Genomic DNA, 13,839 nt, shown 5'->3' on the forward strand with positions numbered 1-13,839 from the left:
GAAAGGCTCCTTTCATGGCAGAGAAGGTCTGGTTCATCACAGGTACGTCCCGAGGATTCGGGCGAGAGTGGGCGATTGCAGCTCTCGATCGGGGTGACAAGGTTGCCGCGACGGCCAGGGACATCTCCACTCTCACCGACCTCACCGAGAAGTACGGCGACGCCGTGCTCCCGATCGCACTGGACGTCACCGATCGGGCTGCCGACTTCGCGGCAGTGAAACAGGCCCACGACCACTTCGGCAGGCTCGACGTCGTCGTCAACAACGCCGGATACGGCCTCTTCGGATTCGTCGAGGAGGTCAGCGAACAGCAGGCGCGGGATCAGTTGGACACCAACGTGTTCGGCGCATTGTGGGTCACCCAGGCGGCGTTGCCGTTCCTTCGGGAACAGGGTAGCGGACACATTCTCCAGGTGTCGTCCATCGGCGGTATCAGCGCCTTCCAGAACGTCGGGCTCTATCACGCGTCGAAGTGGGCGTTGGAGGGGTTCTCGCAGTCGCTCGCGCAGGAGGTCGCGTCGTTCGGCATTCACGTGACGCTGATCGAACCCGGAGGATTCTCGACGGATTGGAGTGGACCGTCGTCGAAGCGTGCCACGGAACTGCCCGCATACGCGGATGCTCACGCGGCGGCCGATGCCGCACGCGCGCAACGAACGTCGAAGCCCGGCGATCCCGCGGCGTCCGCCCGCGCACTACTGAAGGTCGTCGACGCGGAGAAGCCCCCGCTACGAGTGTTCTTCGGTGAGGCGCCTCTCGCGATTGCCAAGGCGGATTACGCAAGCCGGCTCGCGACTTGGGAAGAGTGGCAACCTGTTTCGATCGAAGCTCAGGGCTGACAGACGCGTCCGGGCCCCGCGGCGCATTGTGCGACACGGGGCCCGGACTCTAGGCTTGCGTCCGATGTGGATCGGATGGATCGAACTCGACTTCCTGCTGGGCGATGTGCACTCCTTGAAGGAGAAACGCTCGCTCGTTCGCCCTGTCGTCGCCGAGTTGCAACGCAAGTTCTCGGTGTCGGTAGCCGAAGTCGATCACCTCGACCTCCACCGACGCGCGGGTATCGGAGCGTCGGTCGTGGCGGCGGATTCCGCGCACGTGTCCGAGGTACTGGACCGGATCGAACGCCAGGGATCGGCTCGACCCGAGGTGCAACTCATCGGTGCGCGTCGCCGCATCATCAGGGCCGACGACATCTGACACCACTTGCCGACACCGATGCCGGCCGTCACACGTGCGTGACGGCCGGCATCGGGTGGAGCGTCGTCGATGTCAGATGGACGAACGCGCCACCATCTCGACTGCGACGCGCTCGCCGGTCTCGAGTGACTTCACACCCGCGGCGCACACCGCTGCTGCGGCGTAGCCGTCCCATGCACCGGGTCCGTCGATGTAGTTTCCGGTCTCGGCGCCTGCCTGGACCGCGTTGACCCACCGCTGGATCTCCGTGTCGTACGCCTGGCCGAAGCGTTCCTTGAACGACGGGGTGATGGTGCCGCCCCACGTGCCGGGCTTGCTCTTGCGGACCAGACCGACGTCGAGTCCGATCATCGCGCTACCGAGTTCGGCAACGACCTCGGTGCGCACCTCGTAGGCGACACCGGTGGTGACGAAGACCTCGGCGTCGACGTGGCGGCCGGACTCGGTCGCGAACAGTGCGATCTGCGGATCCTGGAGTCCCTCGGGCGCGCTCGCGTTCGCCGACGGCTTGATGATCTGCACCGACGTGATTTCCTCGTCGAGCAGGAAGCGAGTCACGTCGACCTCGTGGACGAGCGAGTCCTTGACGATCATCGCGCTGTCGAAGTTCGGCGGAACCGTCGGATTGCGGTGTGCGCAGTGCACGACGAGCGGGCGACCGATGTCACCGGAGTCGATGAGCGACTTGAGCTCGGCGTACTCGTTGTCGAAGCGACGCATGAACCCGACCTGGATGAGTGTCTTACCCAGTGCCGCTTCGGCTTTCACGACGGCGAGCGAGGTCTCGACCTCGGTGGTCAGCGGCTTCTCGCACAGAACCGGCTTGCCGTGCTCGAGGCACGCAAGGAGCTGCTTCTCGTGAGTGGGCCCCGGGGTAGCGAGCAGGACCGCGTCGACCTCGGGGTCGGCGATCGCGTCGAAGGGGTCGGCGATGGCGCGACACCCGGGGATCGTCGCAGCGAGTTCTTCGGCCTTCTCGGCGAAGAAGTCGTTCACGACGGCAACGCGAGCACCGGCGATCTTGTTCGTGATGCGGGCGACGTGGTCGGCGCCCATCATTCCGACGCCGAGGACGGCGATGCGGAGTTCGTTCGACATGTAAATCTCTTTCCTGGAGAGTGCGGCTGCGCGCTACTTGAAGGTGACGGACGGGATGCCGCAGGAGCTGAGGTACTTCTGCGTACGCTGAGCGATCGGCAGTGGAACCTCCGGGGCGCAGGGGTACATGTCCTGCTCGACGATCGCGAAGATGTCCGCGGTCAGTTTGCCCTCGTCCGCGAGGCGCTCGATGGTGCCGAGCAGCGGGGGCATGTCCGGGATGCCGAGCGGAGGCTCGGTCATCGCGCCCAGCTTGCACGCCTCGCCGAACGGCAGGTCCTCGGCTTCGACCTTCGCGCGAACCTCGACGTTGACCTGCTTGAGGTGCAGGTAACCGATGCGCTCGGGGGCACGCTCGATGATCGCGATGTTGTCGCCACCGCAGTAGCTGATGTGGCCGGTGTCGAGACACAGGTTCACGAATTCGCTCGACGTGCCATCGAGGAACCGGTAGACGTTCTCCTCGGTATCGACATGACTGTCGGCGTGCGGGTGGTACTGCGCCTTGACGCCGTACTGCTCGAACATCCGCTTGCCGAGCTCGTTCATGCCCTCGGTCTTCTTGCGCCACTGATCTGCGGTGAGGTTGCGGTCCTCGAGGACTGCACCGGTGCCGGGGTCGCGCCACATCTCGGGAATGACGACGACGTGCTTGCCACCCACGGCTGCGGTCAGCTTGGCGACGTCCTCGATCTGCGACCAGACGGCATCCCAGGAGTCGTCCTGATGCAGGTGCTCGAAGACCGTGCCTGCGGAGAGCTTCAAGCTGTGAGCCGCGAGCTCGTCGGAGAGCTGCTTGGGATCGGTGGGCAGGTAACCGAATGGACCGAGTTCGATCCATTCGTACCCCGAAGCCGAGACCTCGTCGAGGAATCGGGTGTACGGCGTCTGCTGTGGATCCTCCGGGAACCACACGCCCCACGAATCCGGTGCAGATCCAACGCGGATCACGCTCATGGTTGTCCTTTCGACGAGCTCGGGTTGCGGTGAAGCCCGAGTGAAGTGAGAATCTGACGCGCGTTACTGACGCGCTTCAGTCGCATACTATTGTGACTCGATGTGTGATTGTCAAGACAATCTGTCGAGACGTCTTGGGCGGTCACGTACGACAGGAGGCCACGTGCAGAAGTCCATCGATACATCCGAGCTCTCGCCTCGCCGACGCACGACGATGGCCGAGGTCGCAGAGCGTGCCGGGGTGTCGCGGACGCTCGTGTCGCTGATCTTCAGCGACAAGCCAGGAGCCTCGGACGAAACACGTCAGAGGGTTCTGCGCGCCGCCGACGAATTGAACTATCAACCGGACCGAGCAGCTCAACTGCTTGCGCGAGGCAGAAGTCGCACACTCGGAGTCCTGACCGACGTCAAGCAGACTTTTCAGGCCGAGATGATCGGCACGGTCTACGACGCAGCCGAGGAAGCCGGCTACGACGTGCTTCTGTCGGCCAGTGGGCCGACGCGTGACGAGCGCAAAGCAATCGAGGCGTTGCTCAGCCATCGTTGCGAGGGGCTGATTCTGTTCAACCCGATGTCCGACTCGGACTACCTCAGGTCGGTCGGTTCTCGTGCCGCTCTCACGATCGTGGGTCGCAAAGTATCCGACGCCGAGGTGGGCACCGTCCGCTCAGCGGACGGGAAGGGCATCCGGCAGTCCGTCGACCATCTGGTTGCCCTGGGTCACCGCGAGATCGTGCACGTCGACGGCGGAGAGCACTCGGTGTCGATCGACCGTCGGAACGCATACATCGAGTCGATGCGGGCCCACGGTCTCGGCGACCACGTACGCGTCGTGGCGGGAGCGCACGACGAATCCGCGGGCGCCGCGGCCGCGTCGTACATTCTCGAGGATTCGTCGCTGCCGACGGCCATCATGGCCGGCAACGACCGCAGCGCACTCGGAATCATGGACGTTCTGACCAAAGCAGGCGTGTCCATTCCCGGCGACATCTCCATCGTGGGGTACGACGACGCCCCGCTGTCGAGTCTGTCGCGTATCGATCTCACGACGGTCCGTCAGGACAGCGCCGAACTCGCTCGAAAAGCTCTGGAGTTCACCGTCACTCGCCTCGACGACGCGGATGCCGAGGTCGGCGACAGTGTCATCGAGCCGGAGTTGATCGTACGAGGGACTACCGGCCCGGCAAGGCCGTCGTAAGCGACACTGTGCTGGGGCTCCCTGGCTACGCTCCCTGCCCGCTGGACATCTCGCTCACGAGGGATTCGACGCGAACGAGGGCCGATGATGCTGTGGCAGTGTCGATCTGCAGGTGGAGGGTGTCTCCGTCGCGGTGCGACCGCACTCGAACGTCGTCGCCCTGCAACACGGCGCCGACGTGTTCGACGATGGCCCGGTGCGGCTTCGCGACGAACGCCGGGTCTTCTGCGAGCGCGTCCTCGACGGGTTGCCAGTAGATCGCGTTGTTGACGTGGCCCAGTCGATCGAAGTCGGTCGATCGGGTCGCGAACGCTGTCGAACGGGTCTCGGCTGCGTCGTCGAACGGATGCAAGTGAGCTTTCCAACGGAGTCGGTGTTCGGTGGTGTGCTCGAGCATCGGGGCCATGAATCGATCGGTCATCCGGCTGGGACGGCCGGTCGTGGGATCGATGTGGATGAGGAAGGCCTCGGTCTCGATCAGTCCGCCGCGGTCACCCTCGATCCGAACCCGCATGTTGCACCAGCGGTTCGACAACGCCGACGACCATCGTTGCAGAGTGACGTTCTCGCGGAAGACGATCGGCCGAAGGACGTCGATCACCGTGCGTCGCACGATCCAGGCGCCGTGGAGGTGGCCGTCGTCGGACGCATCGAGTTGATCGAACGCGATGTCCTGTAGGTACCGCGCGACCGCGTCGAGCCTCAGCCGATCGCCGACGTCGGTGTCGCCGAGGCGAACGGTCCATGTCCTCTCGAACGCGGGCGTTCCATGCGCCCGTTCCGGCAGGGGCAACCTGGACGCGATGTAATCGGCTGACTGGGCGATGGTCTTGGCTCCTCGAGTCGTGGTGGGTGACAGGCTAACAAACCATCGGCGCCGAATCCGCTGCCGAACAATTGCTTGGTTGTTACGATCGCACCGACCAGCGATTGCGAGGAGAACGATGCCCGAGGCATACGTCGTCGACGCCGTGCGGACCCCCGTCGGGAAGCGAGGCGGAGCTCTGTCGGCGCTACATCCGGCCGACTTGGGGGCGCGCGTACTTCGCGCACTGCTCGACCGAACTCCGATCGATCCAGTCGATGTAGACGACGTCGTGTTCGGGTGCGTCGATGCCATCGGCCCGCAGGCCGGAAACATCGCCCGAACGTCCTGGTTGGCTGCGGGGTACCCCGAGGAAGTCCCGGGAGTCACCGTCGATCGCCAGTGCGGATCGAGCCAGCAGGCAATCCATTTCGCGGCGCAGGCGATCATGAGCGGCACTGCGGATCTTGTCGTCGCAGGCGGTGTACAGAACATGTCCGCGATACCGATCGCGGCAGCGATGGCAGCCGGTCGCGACTACGGCTTCGACACGCCGTTCGACGGGTCGGCGGGGTGGGTCCACCGGTACGGCAAACAGGAAGTCTCCCAGTTCCGTGGCGCCGAGATGATCGCCGACAGATGGAACGTCACCCGCGAGGAGATGGAGCTGTTCGCGCTGGCCAGCCACGGGCGTGCACGTCACGCCATGGCCACCGGACGTTTCGATCGAGAGCTTGTGGCCGTCGACGGCACCACGATCGACGAAGGCCCCAGAGCCACAACACTGGAAAAGATGGCGGCACTTCCCACACTCGTCGACGGCGGCCGTCTGACCGCGGCGCTGGCGAGCCAGATTTCCGACGGCGCCAGCGCGACGCTGCTGGCCTCCGAGGCCGCGGTCCGCGAGCATAGCCTGATCCCCCGAGCGCGCCTGCATCACATCAGCGCGCGGGGTAGCGATCCGATCATGATGCTCAGCGCTCCGATTCCGGCCACGAAGCATGCGCTGAAGCGCACGGGTCTGTCGATCGACGACATCGACGTGGTCGAGATCAACGAGGCGTTCGCGCCGGTGGTGCTGGCATGGATCAGGGAGATCGGCGCAGACCCCGCGCGCGTCAACGTCAACGGCGGTGCCATTGCGCTGGGCCACCCACTCGGTGCGACCGGTGCGAAGCTGTTCGCGACTCTGCTGTGCGAGCTCGAACGCAGCGGCGGACGCTACGGGCTGCAGACCGTGTGCGAAGGCGGTGGCACAGCGAACGTCACCGTCGTCGAACGGCTGGGCTGACGGACTCCGATCGATCCAGCACGGTACCGAGCCGCTCGATCGTGGTCACGGCGTCGGCGACGATGGTCTCGATCAACGTCTGCACGCTCGGCAGGTCGTCGAGCACACCGACCACCTGTCCCGACGCCAGTACGCCGGCGTTCGTATCACCCTCCACCAGACCGGATTTGAGCAGCATCGGAGTATTGGCGGCCATGAGCACCTGCGCCCAACTCAGCTCGCGACCGTGCCGCATGCGGATTCCGTCTCGAAGCATCGAGCGCCACGTCATGCCGGTCATCTTCTTGAACTGCGCAGCATTCCGTGCCGCGTGTGCGAAACCTACTGCACGCGAACTCGATTCGAGTGACTCGACAAGTGGCGTCCTGAGCACCCGGTGTGGCATCCCATCGACCCGTGTGGACACGACCGTTCCGTCGAGCCCGGACGCGAGGTACTTCTGCTTCACGGCGTCGGGAACGGTGGATTCCTGCGTCAACAGAAATCGTGTGCCCATCGCGACTCCTGCTGCGCCATAGGACAATGCGGCGGCCAATCCCCTGCCGTCGAAGAATCCTCCGGCAGCGACGACGGGTATGTCGACGGCATCGAGCACCGACGGCAACAACAGCGTCGTCGCGACCGGCCCGGTGTGTCCGCCCCCTTCTCCCCCTTGCACGACGACGGCATCAGCTCCCCACTGCGCAACCTTACGCGCATGTTTCGCCGCGCCGACCGACGGAATGACCACTGTCCCAGCCAGTTTGAGCGCTTCGATCAACTCCGGTCTCGGTGCCAGCGCGAACGACGCCACGCGAACCTTCTCGCGGATCAACAGATCGACTCGCTCCCGGGCATCCCCTGCGTCCGCTCGAAGGTTCACACCGAACGGTCGCGTCGTTGCACTCTTGGTCTTCGCGATTGCGACAACCAATTCGTCGTAGGTCATCGTCGCCGATGCCAGGATCCCCAGTCCACCGGCATTCGCGGTCGCCGCAACGAGGCGGGGGCCTGCCACCCATCCCATTCCCGTCTGCACGATCGGATGGCGAATCCCGACGAGCTCGGTCAGTGGCGTGGACAACGTCGTCACGACGACGGAACCTCCTTCTCACGAATGCCGCGCGGATCGAGCACGTCCCGGATCAACTCGAGTTCGGATTCCGTCGGCACGCGAGTCTCGGTATGGCCTGCGACCGGCAGATCGAACGATGTGGCAGCACGGACGTCGTCGACCGTCACACCTGGGTGCACCGACCGCAGTCGCATCGACCTGCCGGGTCCGTCGAAGTCGAAGACACCCAGGTTGCTGACGACGCGGTGTACGTCGACGAAGCGTGCGGCCGGATCGTCCCTCAACTTGTCGTACCCCACTCCCGACACCATGTCGACGGCGTCGACGAACACCCGGGAGGAATGTCGCGGCACCCAGTAGCTGGTTCGGTGGTTGATCGTGTTGCCCGGCCCGCCGCGGACACCGAACATCTGACGCGTCGGCCGAGCATGATCGCCGAGGCACGAGATGTTCTGGTTTCCGTAGCGGTCGATCTGGTTCGCGCCCATGACCACGTGACGTCGGCCGCTGGCGACGACGTCGAACACCGCGCGGTACGGAATCCATCCTTCGATCGCTCCGCTGTCGCCGAGTGCAGGCGTGTCGGCCAGCAGGTATGCCTCGCCGTCCGACAACAGAAGATCGGGCTCGGTGGTCAACCGCGCGAGTCGCGCTCCCAAGCTCGGTATCGGAGCCATCGGGCTGGCGAGGATCTCCCCCGAACCGAGAAACAGGTCGGCGCACGCGGCGATGCATGTCTCGGCTCTCGTCGCCGTCGCGGTCACCGCAGTCATCGTGCGCCGTCCTGCGCGAGCTCCGTGCCCGACAGGTATCTGTCGTAGAAATCAGGCCACGAGTTCTCGTCCAGTGCCGCGCTCACGTACTCCTTCTGAAACTTCTCGTCCCGGTCGTAGTCCGGCACGCACGACGTGAAACGCGCCCCGCCTGGTGCTTCGACGACAGCGTCGACCATCATCCGGTTGGTCAACAGCGCCTGCGGTGGGACCGAGTCGACCAGCTCCTCGGTGGTGACCAATCGTTCACACGTCAGGTAACGGCGTTGTGCCGCAAGCAGATACAGGTCGTCGAAATACGGGTCCGGGCCCAGGTAGGCGCCGTTTCCTCGGGCGTCGGCAATGTTCAAGTGCACGAATGCGGCGTCGAGGTTCAGCGCGGGCATGGCTACCAGCTCCTCACCGCGCTGCCCGTCCGGCGCTGGATAAGGCGACAGCACCGTGCGCAGTTCGGGATAGTAGGTCATGACGTCCGACCCCAAGCCCGCTCGAATGGGAAGAAACGGAAGCCGCGACGCCGCAGCTCGCAGCCCGGCACCCAGCATCCCCTCGTCGATCTCACGCACCTCGATGTCCCCCGACGTCCGGGCTTTCGCGAACCACGGGTCGTACGGGACCGAATCCAGCGACACGAAACCGAAGACGACGCGTCGTACTTTCTGTGCGGCGCACAGCAATCCGACGTCCGGCCCGCCGTAGGAGACGACAGTGAGGTCGCGCAGGTTCGACCGAAGAATCGCCCGGACCGCCGCCATGGGCTTGCGGCGCGAACCCCAGCCTCCGAACCCGATGGTCATGCCGTCGCTCAGTTCGCCCACGATCTTCTCGAGAGTGCTCGTCTTGTCTCGCTTCACTGCCTGGGTCACGATTCCTGGCTCCCTCGCGTTCGAAAGTTGTTTTCCAGCGATGTTCGACGAGCGTCGTCGGCCGCACCGGACAGATTCAACTCGAACGTGAATCCCTGTTCGAAGCGATAGCTCCGGTGTACCGGCTGTATGTCGATGCCGTTGAGGGCTTCCTTGGCAGCCCGGATGACGCGCGTGTCCTTCGCTGCGATGTCGCGAGCGACGCGGAGGGCTGCCTCGTCCAGCTCGGCTCGCGGGACGACGTCGTAGACGGATCCGAAGTGCTGCAACGTCGTCGCGTCGATCCGCCGGGCGGTGTAGTACAGCGTGCGCATCAGATGCTGCGGGACCAGTCGGGAGAGATGGGTAGCCGCTCCCAGGGCACCTCGGTCGACTTCGGGAACGCCGAACGTCGCGTCGTCCGAGGCGACGACGACGTCCGCATTTCCGACGAGTCCGATTCCGCCACCCAGACAGAAGCCGTGAACGGCGGCGATGACCGGGACCTCGCAGTCGTAGACAGCCGAGAACGCAGCTGCGCACCCTTTGTTCGCCCCGATGAGATGGTCGTAGCCCGAATAGTTTTCGATCTCCTTGATATCCACGCCTGCGCAGAAGCCGCGGTTCTCCGCACGTAGGACGACCACTCGAGTCGCGGGGTTCTCGCCTGCCGCGCGTAGGTGTGCGGCAAGGTCGAACCAGCCCTTCACGGGCAGGGCGTTGACCGGTGGACAGTCGATGGTGACGGTGACTATCCCTGGTTCGGGCTCGGTGGAAACGATTGCCACGATCGATCCTCGACTTTCGCAACAAAGCAAGCATGTGCTTGGTAAGTTAACACAGACAAGCCGCCGGACTCGTGAAGTTCGTCGATTTCCTCGTCGCTCCGATGGGAGGCAGAGTGAACCGCAAGGTCGTGCTGGTCACGGGTGGAGTACGCGGGATAGGGGCCGGAATTGCACGCGCATTCCTACGCGCAGGCCACGTCGTCGTCGTGTGTGCGCGTCGAGAGCCCGACGTTCCGGTCGTGGACGGCGTCGCACACGCGGAATTCCATCGCTGCGACGTCCGACGGGAGGACGAGGTGCTGCAGCTCGTGACCACGGTTGTCGAGCGACACGGCAGCCTCGACACGGTCGTCAACAATGCCGGTGGCGCGCCGTACGCCTTGGCTGCGGACGCGAGCGACAATTTTCACCGAGCCATCATCGAACTCAACCTGCTCGCTCCGCTGTCGGTCGCACGGGCCGCGAATCAGGTGATGCAGAAACAGGATTCGGGAGGGTCCATCGTCATGATCAGCAGCGTCAGTGCCCGCAGGCCGTCACCGGGTACCGCGTCGTACGGTGCAGCGAAGGCAGGCCTCGACAGCCTCACCGGATCCTTGGCGGTCGAGTGGGCGCCGAAGGTGAGAGTCAACGGGGTGACGGTCGGCATGGTGGCCACCGAACGAAGCGCGGTGCACTACGGTGACGCCGACGGCATGGACGCGGTCGCGCGGACCGTCCCGCTGGGCAGGCTCGCGACGCCCGACGACGTCGGCGAGTGCGCAGTCTTCCTCGCGTCCCCGGCCGCCTCGTACGTCACCGGCGCGATGCTCGCAGTACACGGGGGCGGTGAGCGGCCGGCGTTCCTGACGGCGGCGCTCGCGGGCACGGATCAGGGACTCGAAGGAGGGCCTTCATGACGGGGTTGTGCGAGGGACGGGTTGTCGTCGTCACCGGGGCTGGGCGCGGCATCGGACGCGCCCATGCACTCGCGTTCGCAGCAGAAGGCGCACGTGTCGTCGTCAACGACTTCGGAGTCGCCATCGACGGGTCTTCGGCGACGGAGGGGCCGGCCCAGGACGTGGTCGACGAAATCCGCTGTCTCGGAGGTGAAGCCGTGGCGGACACGTCCGACGTCGCCGACTGGACGGGGGCGCAAACACTGATCGCCACTGCCGTCGATTCGTTCGGATCCCTCGACGTCCTCGTCAACAATGCAGGTTTTCTTCGCGATCGGATGCTCGCCAATCTCGACGAAGCGGAATGGGATGCGGTGATTCGCGTGCACCTGAAGGGCCACTTCGCACCGCTGCGGCATGCTGCTGCGTACTGGCGATCGGAGTTCAAGGCGGGTCGAGCGGTCGATGCGCGCATCGTGAACACCAGCTCAGGAGCGGGGCTGCAGGGTAGCGTCGGCCAAGGCAACTATGCGGCGGCCAAGGCAGGAATCGCCGGGTTGACGCTCGTGGCCGCCAGCGAATTCGCACGGTACGGCGTGACGGTCAACGCCATCGCGCCTGCGGCGCGCACTCGCATGACCGAGAATGCGTTTGCCGACGACATGGCTTCTCCAGCAGAGGGTTTCGACGCGATGGCGCCGGAGAACGTGTCGCCTCTCGTCGTCTGGCTCGGCAGTACGGAGTCGAAGGCGGTGACCGGACGCGTGTTCGAGGTCGAAGGCGGGCTGATTCGAGTCGCGGAAGGCTGGCGGCACGGTCCCTCGATCGACAACGGCATGCGGTGGGACCCCACAGCGGTCGGGGCGGCGGTCCGGGACATCCTCACGGCTGCCGAACCACCGGTGCCCGTATACGGCGCGCGCTGACCTCTCACGCCCTCTGACTGGAGACGGACACGACCTCACCCGTCAGGTACGTCGAGTAGTCGCTGGCAAGAAAAGCGATCGTGCTCGCGACCTCCCACGGTTCCGCGGCCCGTCCGTAGGCTTCGTCCGATGCCAGCCGGTCGAGCAATTCCTCCGAGGTGACCTTGGCGAGAAATGCATGTGCGGCGATGCTCGGCGCGACGGCATTGATGCGCACGCCGTACTCGGCCGCTTCGAGCGCACTGCACCGCGTCAGCGCCATCACTCCGGCTTTCGCTGCCGCGTAGTGAGCCTGACCGTACTGGGCTCGCCAGCCGAGCACACTTGCGTTGTTGACGACGACGCCTCCGTGCGGCGCATCGCGGAAGTAGTTCAACGCGGCCCGGGTGCACCGAAATGTGCCGTTCAACGTCACGTCGAGGACCACCGCCCACTGCTCGTCGGTCATCTCCACCACCGGCGTCTCCCCGCCGAGGCCAGCGTTGTTGACGACGACGTCGATCCTGCCCAGTTGCCGGGCTGCCTCGGTGATCAAGGCGTCGACCTGACCGGTGTCGGTCACGTCGCAGACGATCGCGTGTACGGCTCCCAGGCCCAGTGCAGCCAGTTCTTCACGTGTGGCTTCCAGCCGACGCTCGTGGACATCGGAGATCACGACGTCGGCTCCTTCGAGCAATGCGCGACGCGCTGTCGCGCTTCCGATTCCGGTGCCCGCCGCCGCTGTCACGACGACGCCGCGGCCGTCCAGCAGTCCGTGACCCGGCGTTTCGTGGGGTGGCACGGACAACGGGCCTGTCGATCGTGTGGTCAACGTCGCGCCTCTCGTGGGAGTCCGAGCACTCGCTCGGCGATGATGTTTCGCTGAATCTCGTTGGATCCGCCGTAGATGGTGTCCGCTCGAGTGAAAAGGTAGAGCCGTTGCAACCGATCGAGTTCGCCTCTCGGTGCCATGAGCGCGGGAGCGCCGACGACGTCCATCGCCAGCTCCCCCAGGCCCCTGTGCCACGTGGCCCACAACAATTTCGACACCGAGTCCTCTCCTTCGGATCCGGACCCACCCAGCGTCGCGAGCGCGTACGCACGCATGACCTTCAGCCCGATCCACGCGCGGATCAATTTCTCCCGTACCACGGGATCGTCGGCAGTGCCGTTGTGTCGGGCGATCTCGACGATGCTGCTCAGTTCGCGAGCGAAGCCGACCTGCTGTCCGAGGGTGGACACGCCGCGCTCGAAGCCCAGGGTGGCCATCGCGACCGACCAGCCACGGCCGGGTCCCCCGACGACGAGACTCGCATCGGTTCTCGCGCCGTCGAAGAAGACCTCGTTGAACTCCGACGTCCCGGTGAGTTGTCTGATCGGGCGAACGGTGATGCCGTCCTGGTTCATCGGCACGAGGAGGTAGGACAGTCCGGCATGACGCCGAGATCCTTTCTCCGTTCTGGCGAGCACGAACGCCCAGTCCGCGACATGGGCGAGTGAAGTCCAGATCTTCTGGCCGTGGACGACCCACGCGTCGTCGACCAGCGTCGCCGATGTCGACACAGCCGCCAGATCGGATCCCGCCCCCGGCTCCGAATATCCCTGGCACCACAGTTCGTCGACCGCCGTGATGGCGGGTAGGAATCGAGCTCGCTGCGCATCGGTCCCGAATGCGATGAGGGTGGGCCCGAGCAGTTGTTCGCCGATGTGCGCGACACGTGCGGGCGCGTCGGCTCGGGCGTATTCCTCGTGGAAGATCACTTGCTGCTCGAGGGTCGCGTCCTGTCCACCGAATTCGACGGGCCAACCGAGGCATGTCCATCCGGCCCGCGCCAGATGGCGCTCCCACACGAGCCTGTCCTCGAACGCTTCGTGCTCGCGTCCGGGCCCGCCGAGACCCTTCACCGCAGCGAAGTCTCCGGACAGATTCTCCTGCAGCCAGTCCCGGACTCGCATGCGGAACTCGTCCTCGGTGTCGGCATCGAATGCTCCGACTCTTCCCTCGACGTTGCCCATTCGGGTACGTTAACAAACCAAGCCCTTGCTC

Annotated in this window: 15 protein-coding genes; 6 read left to right on the top strand and 9 right to left on the bottom strand. The window is 65.1% G+C overall.

The window, feature by feature from the left end; all coding sequences use genetic code 11:
- The first annotated feature begins 14 nt into the window (after positions 1-14).
- Positions 15-839 (top strand): SDR family oxidoreductase, encoded by an 825-nt coding sequence (locus CHB96_RS16085; protein WP_089248305.1) that lies wholly within the window; start codon positions 15-17, stop codon positions 837-839.
- A 64-nt stretch (positions 840-903) separates the two neighbouring features.
- Complete coding sequence (locus CHB96_RS16090; protein WP_089247976.1) at positions 904-1,200, top strand: DUF503 domain-containing protein; 297 nt, start codon at positions 904-906, stop codon at positions 1,198-1,200.
- A 72-nt stretch (positions 1,201-1,272) separates the two neighbouring features.
- Here the strand turns inward: CHB96_RS16090 and CHB96_RS16095 are convergent, their stop codons facing one another.
- Positions 1,273-2,298 (bottom strand): Gfo/Idh/MocA family protein, encoded by a 1,026-nt coding sequence (locus tag CHB96_RS16095; RefSeq protein WP_089247977.1) that lies wholly within the window; start codon positions 2,296-2,298, stop codon positions 1,273-1,275.
- A 33-nt stretch (positions 2,299-2,331) separates the two neighbouring features.
- Entirely contained in the window at positions 2,332-3,255 is a 924-nt protein-coding gene (locus CHB96_RS16100) for a sugar phosphate isomerase/epimerase family protein (protein ID WP_089247979.1), read from the bottom strand.
- Positions 3,256-3,469: 214 nt separating this feature from the next.
- Here CHB96_RS16100 and CHB96_RS16105 point away from each other — a divergent pair, with 214 nt between their 5' ends.
- Positions 3,470-4,453, top strand: a complete 984-nt coding sequence (locus CHB96_RS16105) for a LacI family DNA-binding transcriptional regulator (protein WP_089248307.1) — start codon at positions 3,470-3,472, stop codon at positions 4,451-4,453.
- A 25-nt stretch (positions 4,454-4,478) separates the two neighbouring features.
- Here CHB96_RS16105 and CHB96_RS16110 read toward each other — a convergent pair whose 3' ends face one another.
- On the bottom strand, positions 4,479-5,246 hold the full coding sequence (locus CHB96_RS16110; RefSeq protein ID WP_245865767.1) for an acyl-[acyl-carrier-protein] thioesterase: 768 nt from the start codon (positions 5,244-5,246) through the stop codon (positions 4,479-4,481).
- A 151-nt stretch (positions 5,247-5,397) separates the two neighbouring features.
- On the opposite strand from CHB96_RS16110, the gene CHB96_RS16115 reads away from it, so the two are divergent.
- Entirely contained in the window at positions 5,398-6,549 is a 1,152-nt protein-coding gene (locus CHB96_RS16115; RefSeq protein ID WP_089247981.1) for an acetyl-CoA C-acetyltransferase, read from the top strand.
- On the opposite strand, the gene CHB96_RS16120 is transcribed toward CHB96_RS16115, so the two are convergent.
- From CHB96_RS16120 to CHB96_RS16135, 4 genes are read right to left on the bottom strand one after another with little or no spacing between them, the layout of a single operon-like run.
- The gene (locus tag CHB96_RS16120) at positions 6,524-7,621 is read right to left on the bottom strand and encodes an NAD(P)H-dependent flavin oxidoreductase (RefSeq protein WP_089247983.1); all 1,098 of its coding nucleotides are present in this window, start codon (positions 7,619-7,621) and stop codon (positions 6,524-6,526) included. The two genes, CHB96_RS16115 and CHB96_RS16120, sit on opposite strands and share 26 nt — an antisense overlap.
- Positions 7,618-8,376: a CoA-transferase subunit beta gene (locus tag CHB96_RS16125; RefSeq protein ID WP_089247985.1), complete on the bottom strand. Its 759-nt coding sequence runs from the start codon at positions 8,374-8,376 to the stop codon at positions 7,618-7,620. The genes CHB96_RS16120 and CHB96_RS16125 overlap by 4 nt, the downstream gene beginning before the upstream one ends.
- A complete protein-coding gene (locus CHB96_RS16130) occupies positions 8,373-9,242 on the bottom strand; it encodes a CoA transferase subunit A (RefSeq protein ID WP_281254424.1) in 870 nt (289 codons plus the stop codon). Before CHB96_RS16130 ends, CHB96_RS16125 begins: the two co-directional genes overlap by 4 nt.
- Positions 9,239-10,009, bottom strand: a complete 771-nt coding sequence (locus CHB96_RS16135; protein WP_176444323.1) for an enoyl-CoA hydratase family protein — start codon at positions 10,007-10,009, stop codon at positions 9,239-9,241. The genes CHB96_RS16130 and CHB96_RS16135 overlap by 4 nt, the downstream gene beginning before the upstream one ends.
- Positions 10,010-10,110: 101 nt before the next feature.
- On the opposite strand from CHB96_RS16135, the gene CHB96_RS16140 reads away from it, so the two are divergent.
- Positions 10,111-10,908: an SDR family oxidoreductase gene (locus CHB96_RS16140; RefSeq protein ID WP_089248315.1), complete on the top strand. Its 798-nt coding sequence runs from the start codon at positions 10,111-10,113 to the stop codon at positions 10,906-10,908.
- Positions 10,905-11,813 (top strand): SDR family oxidoreductase, encoded by a 909-nt coding sequence (locus tag CHB96_RS16145; protein WP_089247987.1) that lies wholly within the window; start codon positions 10,905-10,907, stop codon positions 11,811-11,813. Before CHB96_RS16140 ends, CHB96_RS16145 begins: the two co-directional genes overlap by 4 nt.
- Before the next feature lie 4 nt (positions 11,814-11,817).
- Here the strand turns inward: CHB96_RS16145 and CHB96_RS16150 are convergent, their stop codons facing one another.
- Together CHB96_RS16150 and CHB96_RS16155 are read right to left on the bottom strand one after the other, a co-directional pair.
- On the bottom strand, positions 11,818-12,624 hold the full coding sequence (locus CHB96_RS16150; RefSeq protein ID WP_371829023.1) for an SDR family oxidoreductase: 807 nt from the start codon (positions 12,622-12,624) through the stop codon (positions 11,818-11,820).
- Positions 12,621-13,808: an acyl-CoA dehydrogenase family protein gene (locus CHB96_RS16155; RefSeq protein ID WP_089247989.1), complete on the bottom strand. Its 1,188-nt coding sequence runs from the start codon at positions 13,806-13,808 to the stop codon at positions 12,621-12,623. The genes CHB96_RS16150 and CHB96_RS16155 overlap by 4 nt, the downstream gene beginning before the upstream one ends.
- Positions 13,809-13,839 lie beyond the last annotated feature (31 nt).

This window comes from Rhodococcoides kyotonense (assembly GCF_900188125.1).
Lineage (GTDB): Bacteria > Actinomycetota > Actinomycetes > Mycobacteriales > Mycobacteriaceae > Rhodococcoides > Rhodococcoides kyotonense.

Excerpts from the sequence above, each read along its gene's own strand:
- CHB96_RS16085 (WP_089248305.1), top strand. The coding sequence starts at position 15 with ATGGCAGAGAAGGTCTGGTTCATCACAGGTACGTCCCGAGGATTCGGG.
- CHB96_RS16090 (WP_089247976.1), top strand. The coding sequence starts at position 904 with ATGTGGATCGGATGGATCGAACTCGACTTCCTGCTGGGCGATGTGCAC.
- CHB96_RS16095 (WP_089247977.1), bottom strand. The coding sequence starts at position 2,298 with ATGTCGAACGAACTCCGCATCGCCGTCCTCGGCGTCGGAATGATGGGC.
- CHB96_RS16100 (WP_089247979.1), bottom strand. The coding sequence starts at position 3,255 with ATGAGCGTGATCCGCGTTGGATCTGCACCGGATTCGTGGGGCGTGTGG.
- CHB96_RS16105 (WP_089248307.1), top strand. The coding sequence starts at position 3,470 with ATGGCCGAGGTCGCAGAGCGTGCCGGGGTGTCGCGGACGCTCGTGTCG.
- CHB96_RS16115 (WP_089247981.1), top strand. The coding sequence starts at position 5,398 with ATGCCCGAGGCATACGTCGTCGACGCCGTGCGGACCCCCGTCGGGAAG.
- CHB96_RS16125 (WP_089247985.1), bottom strand. The coding sequence starts at position 8,376 with ATGACTGCGGTGACCGCGACGGCGACGAGAGCCGAGACATGCATCGCC.
- CHB96_RS16140 (WP_089248315.1), top strand. The coding sequence starts at position 10,111 with ATGGGAGGCAGAGTGAACCGCAAGGTCGTGCTGGTCACGGGTGGAGTA.
- CHB96_RS16145 (WP_089247987.1), top strand. The coding sequence starts at position 10,905 with ATGACGGGGTTGTGCGAGGGACGGGTTGTCGTCGTCACCGGGGCTGGG.
- CHB96_RS16155 (WP_089247989.1), bottom strand. The coding sequence starts at position 13,808 with ATGGGCAACGTCGAGGGAAGAGTCGGAGCATTCGATGCCGACACCGAG.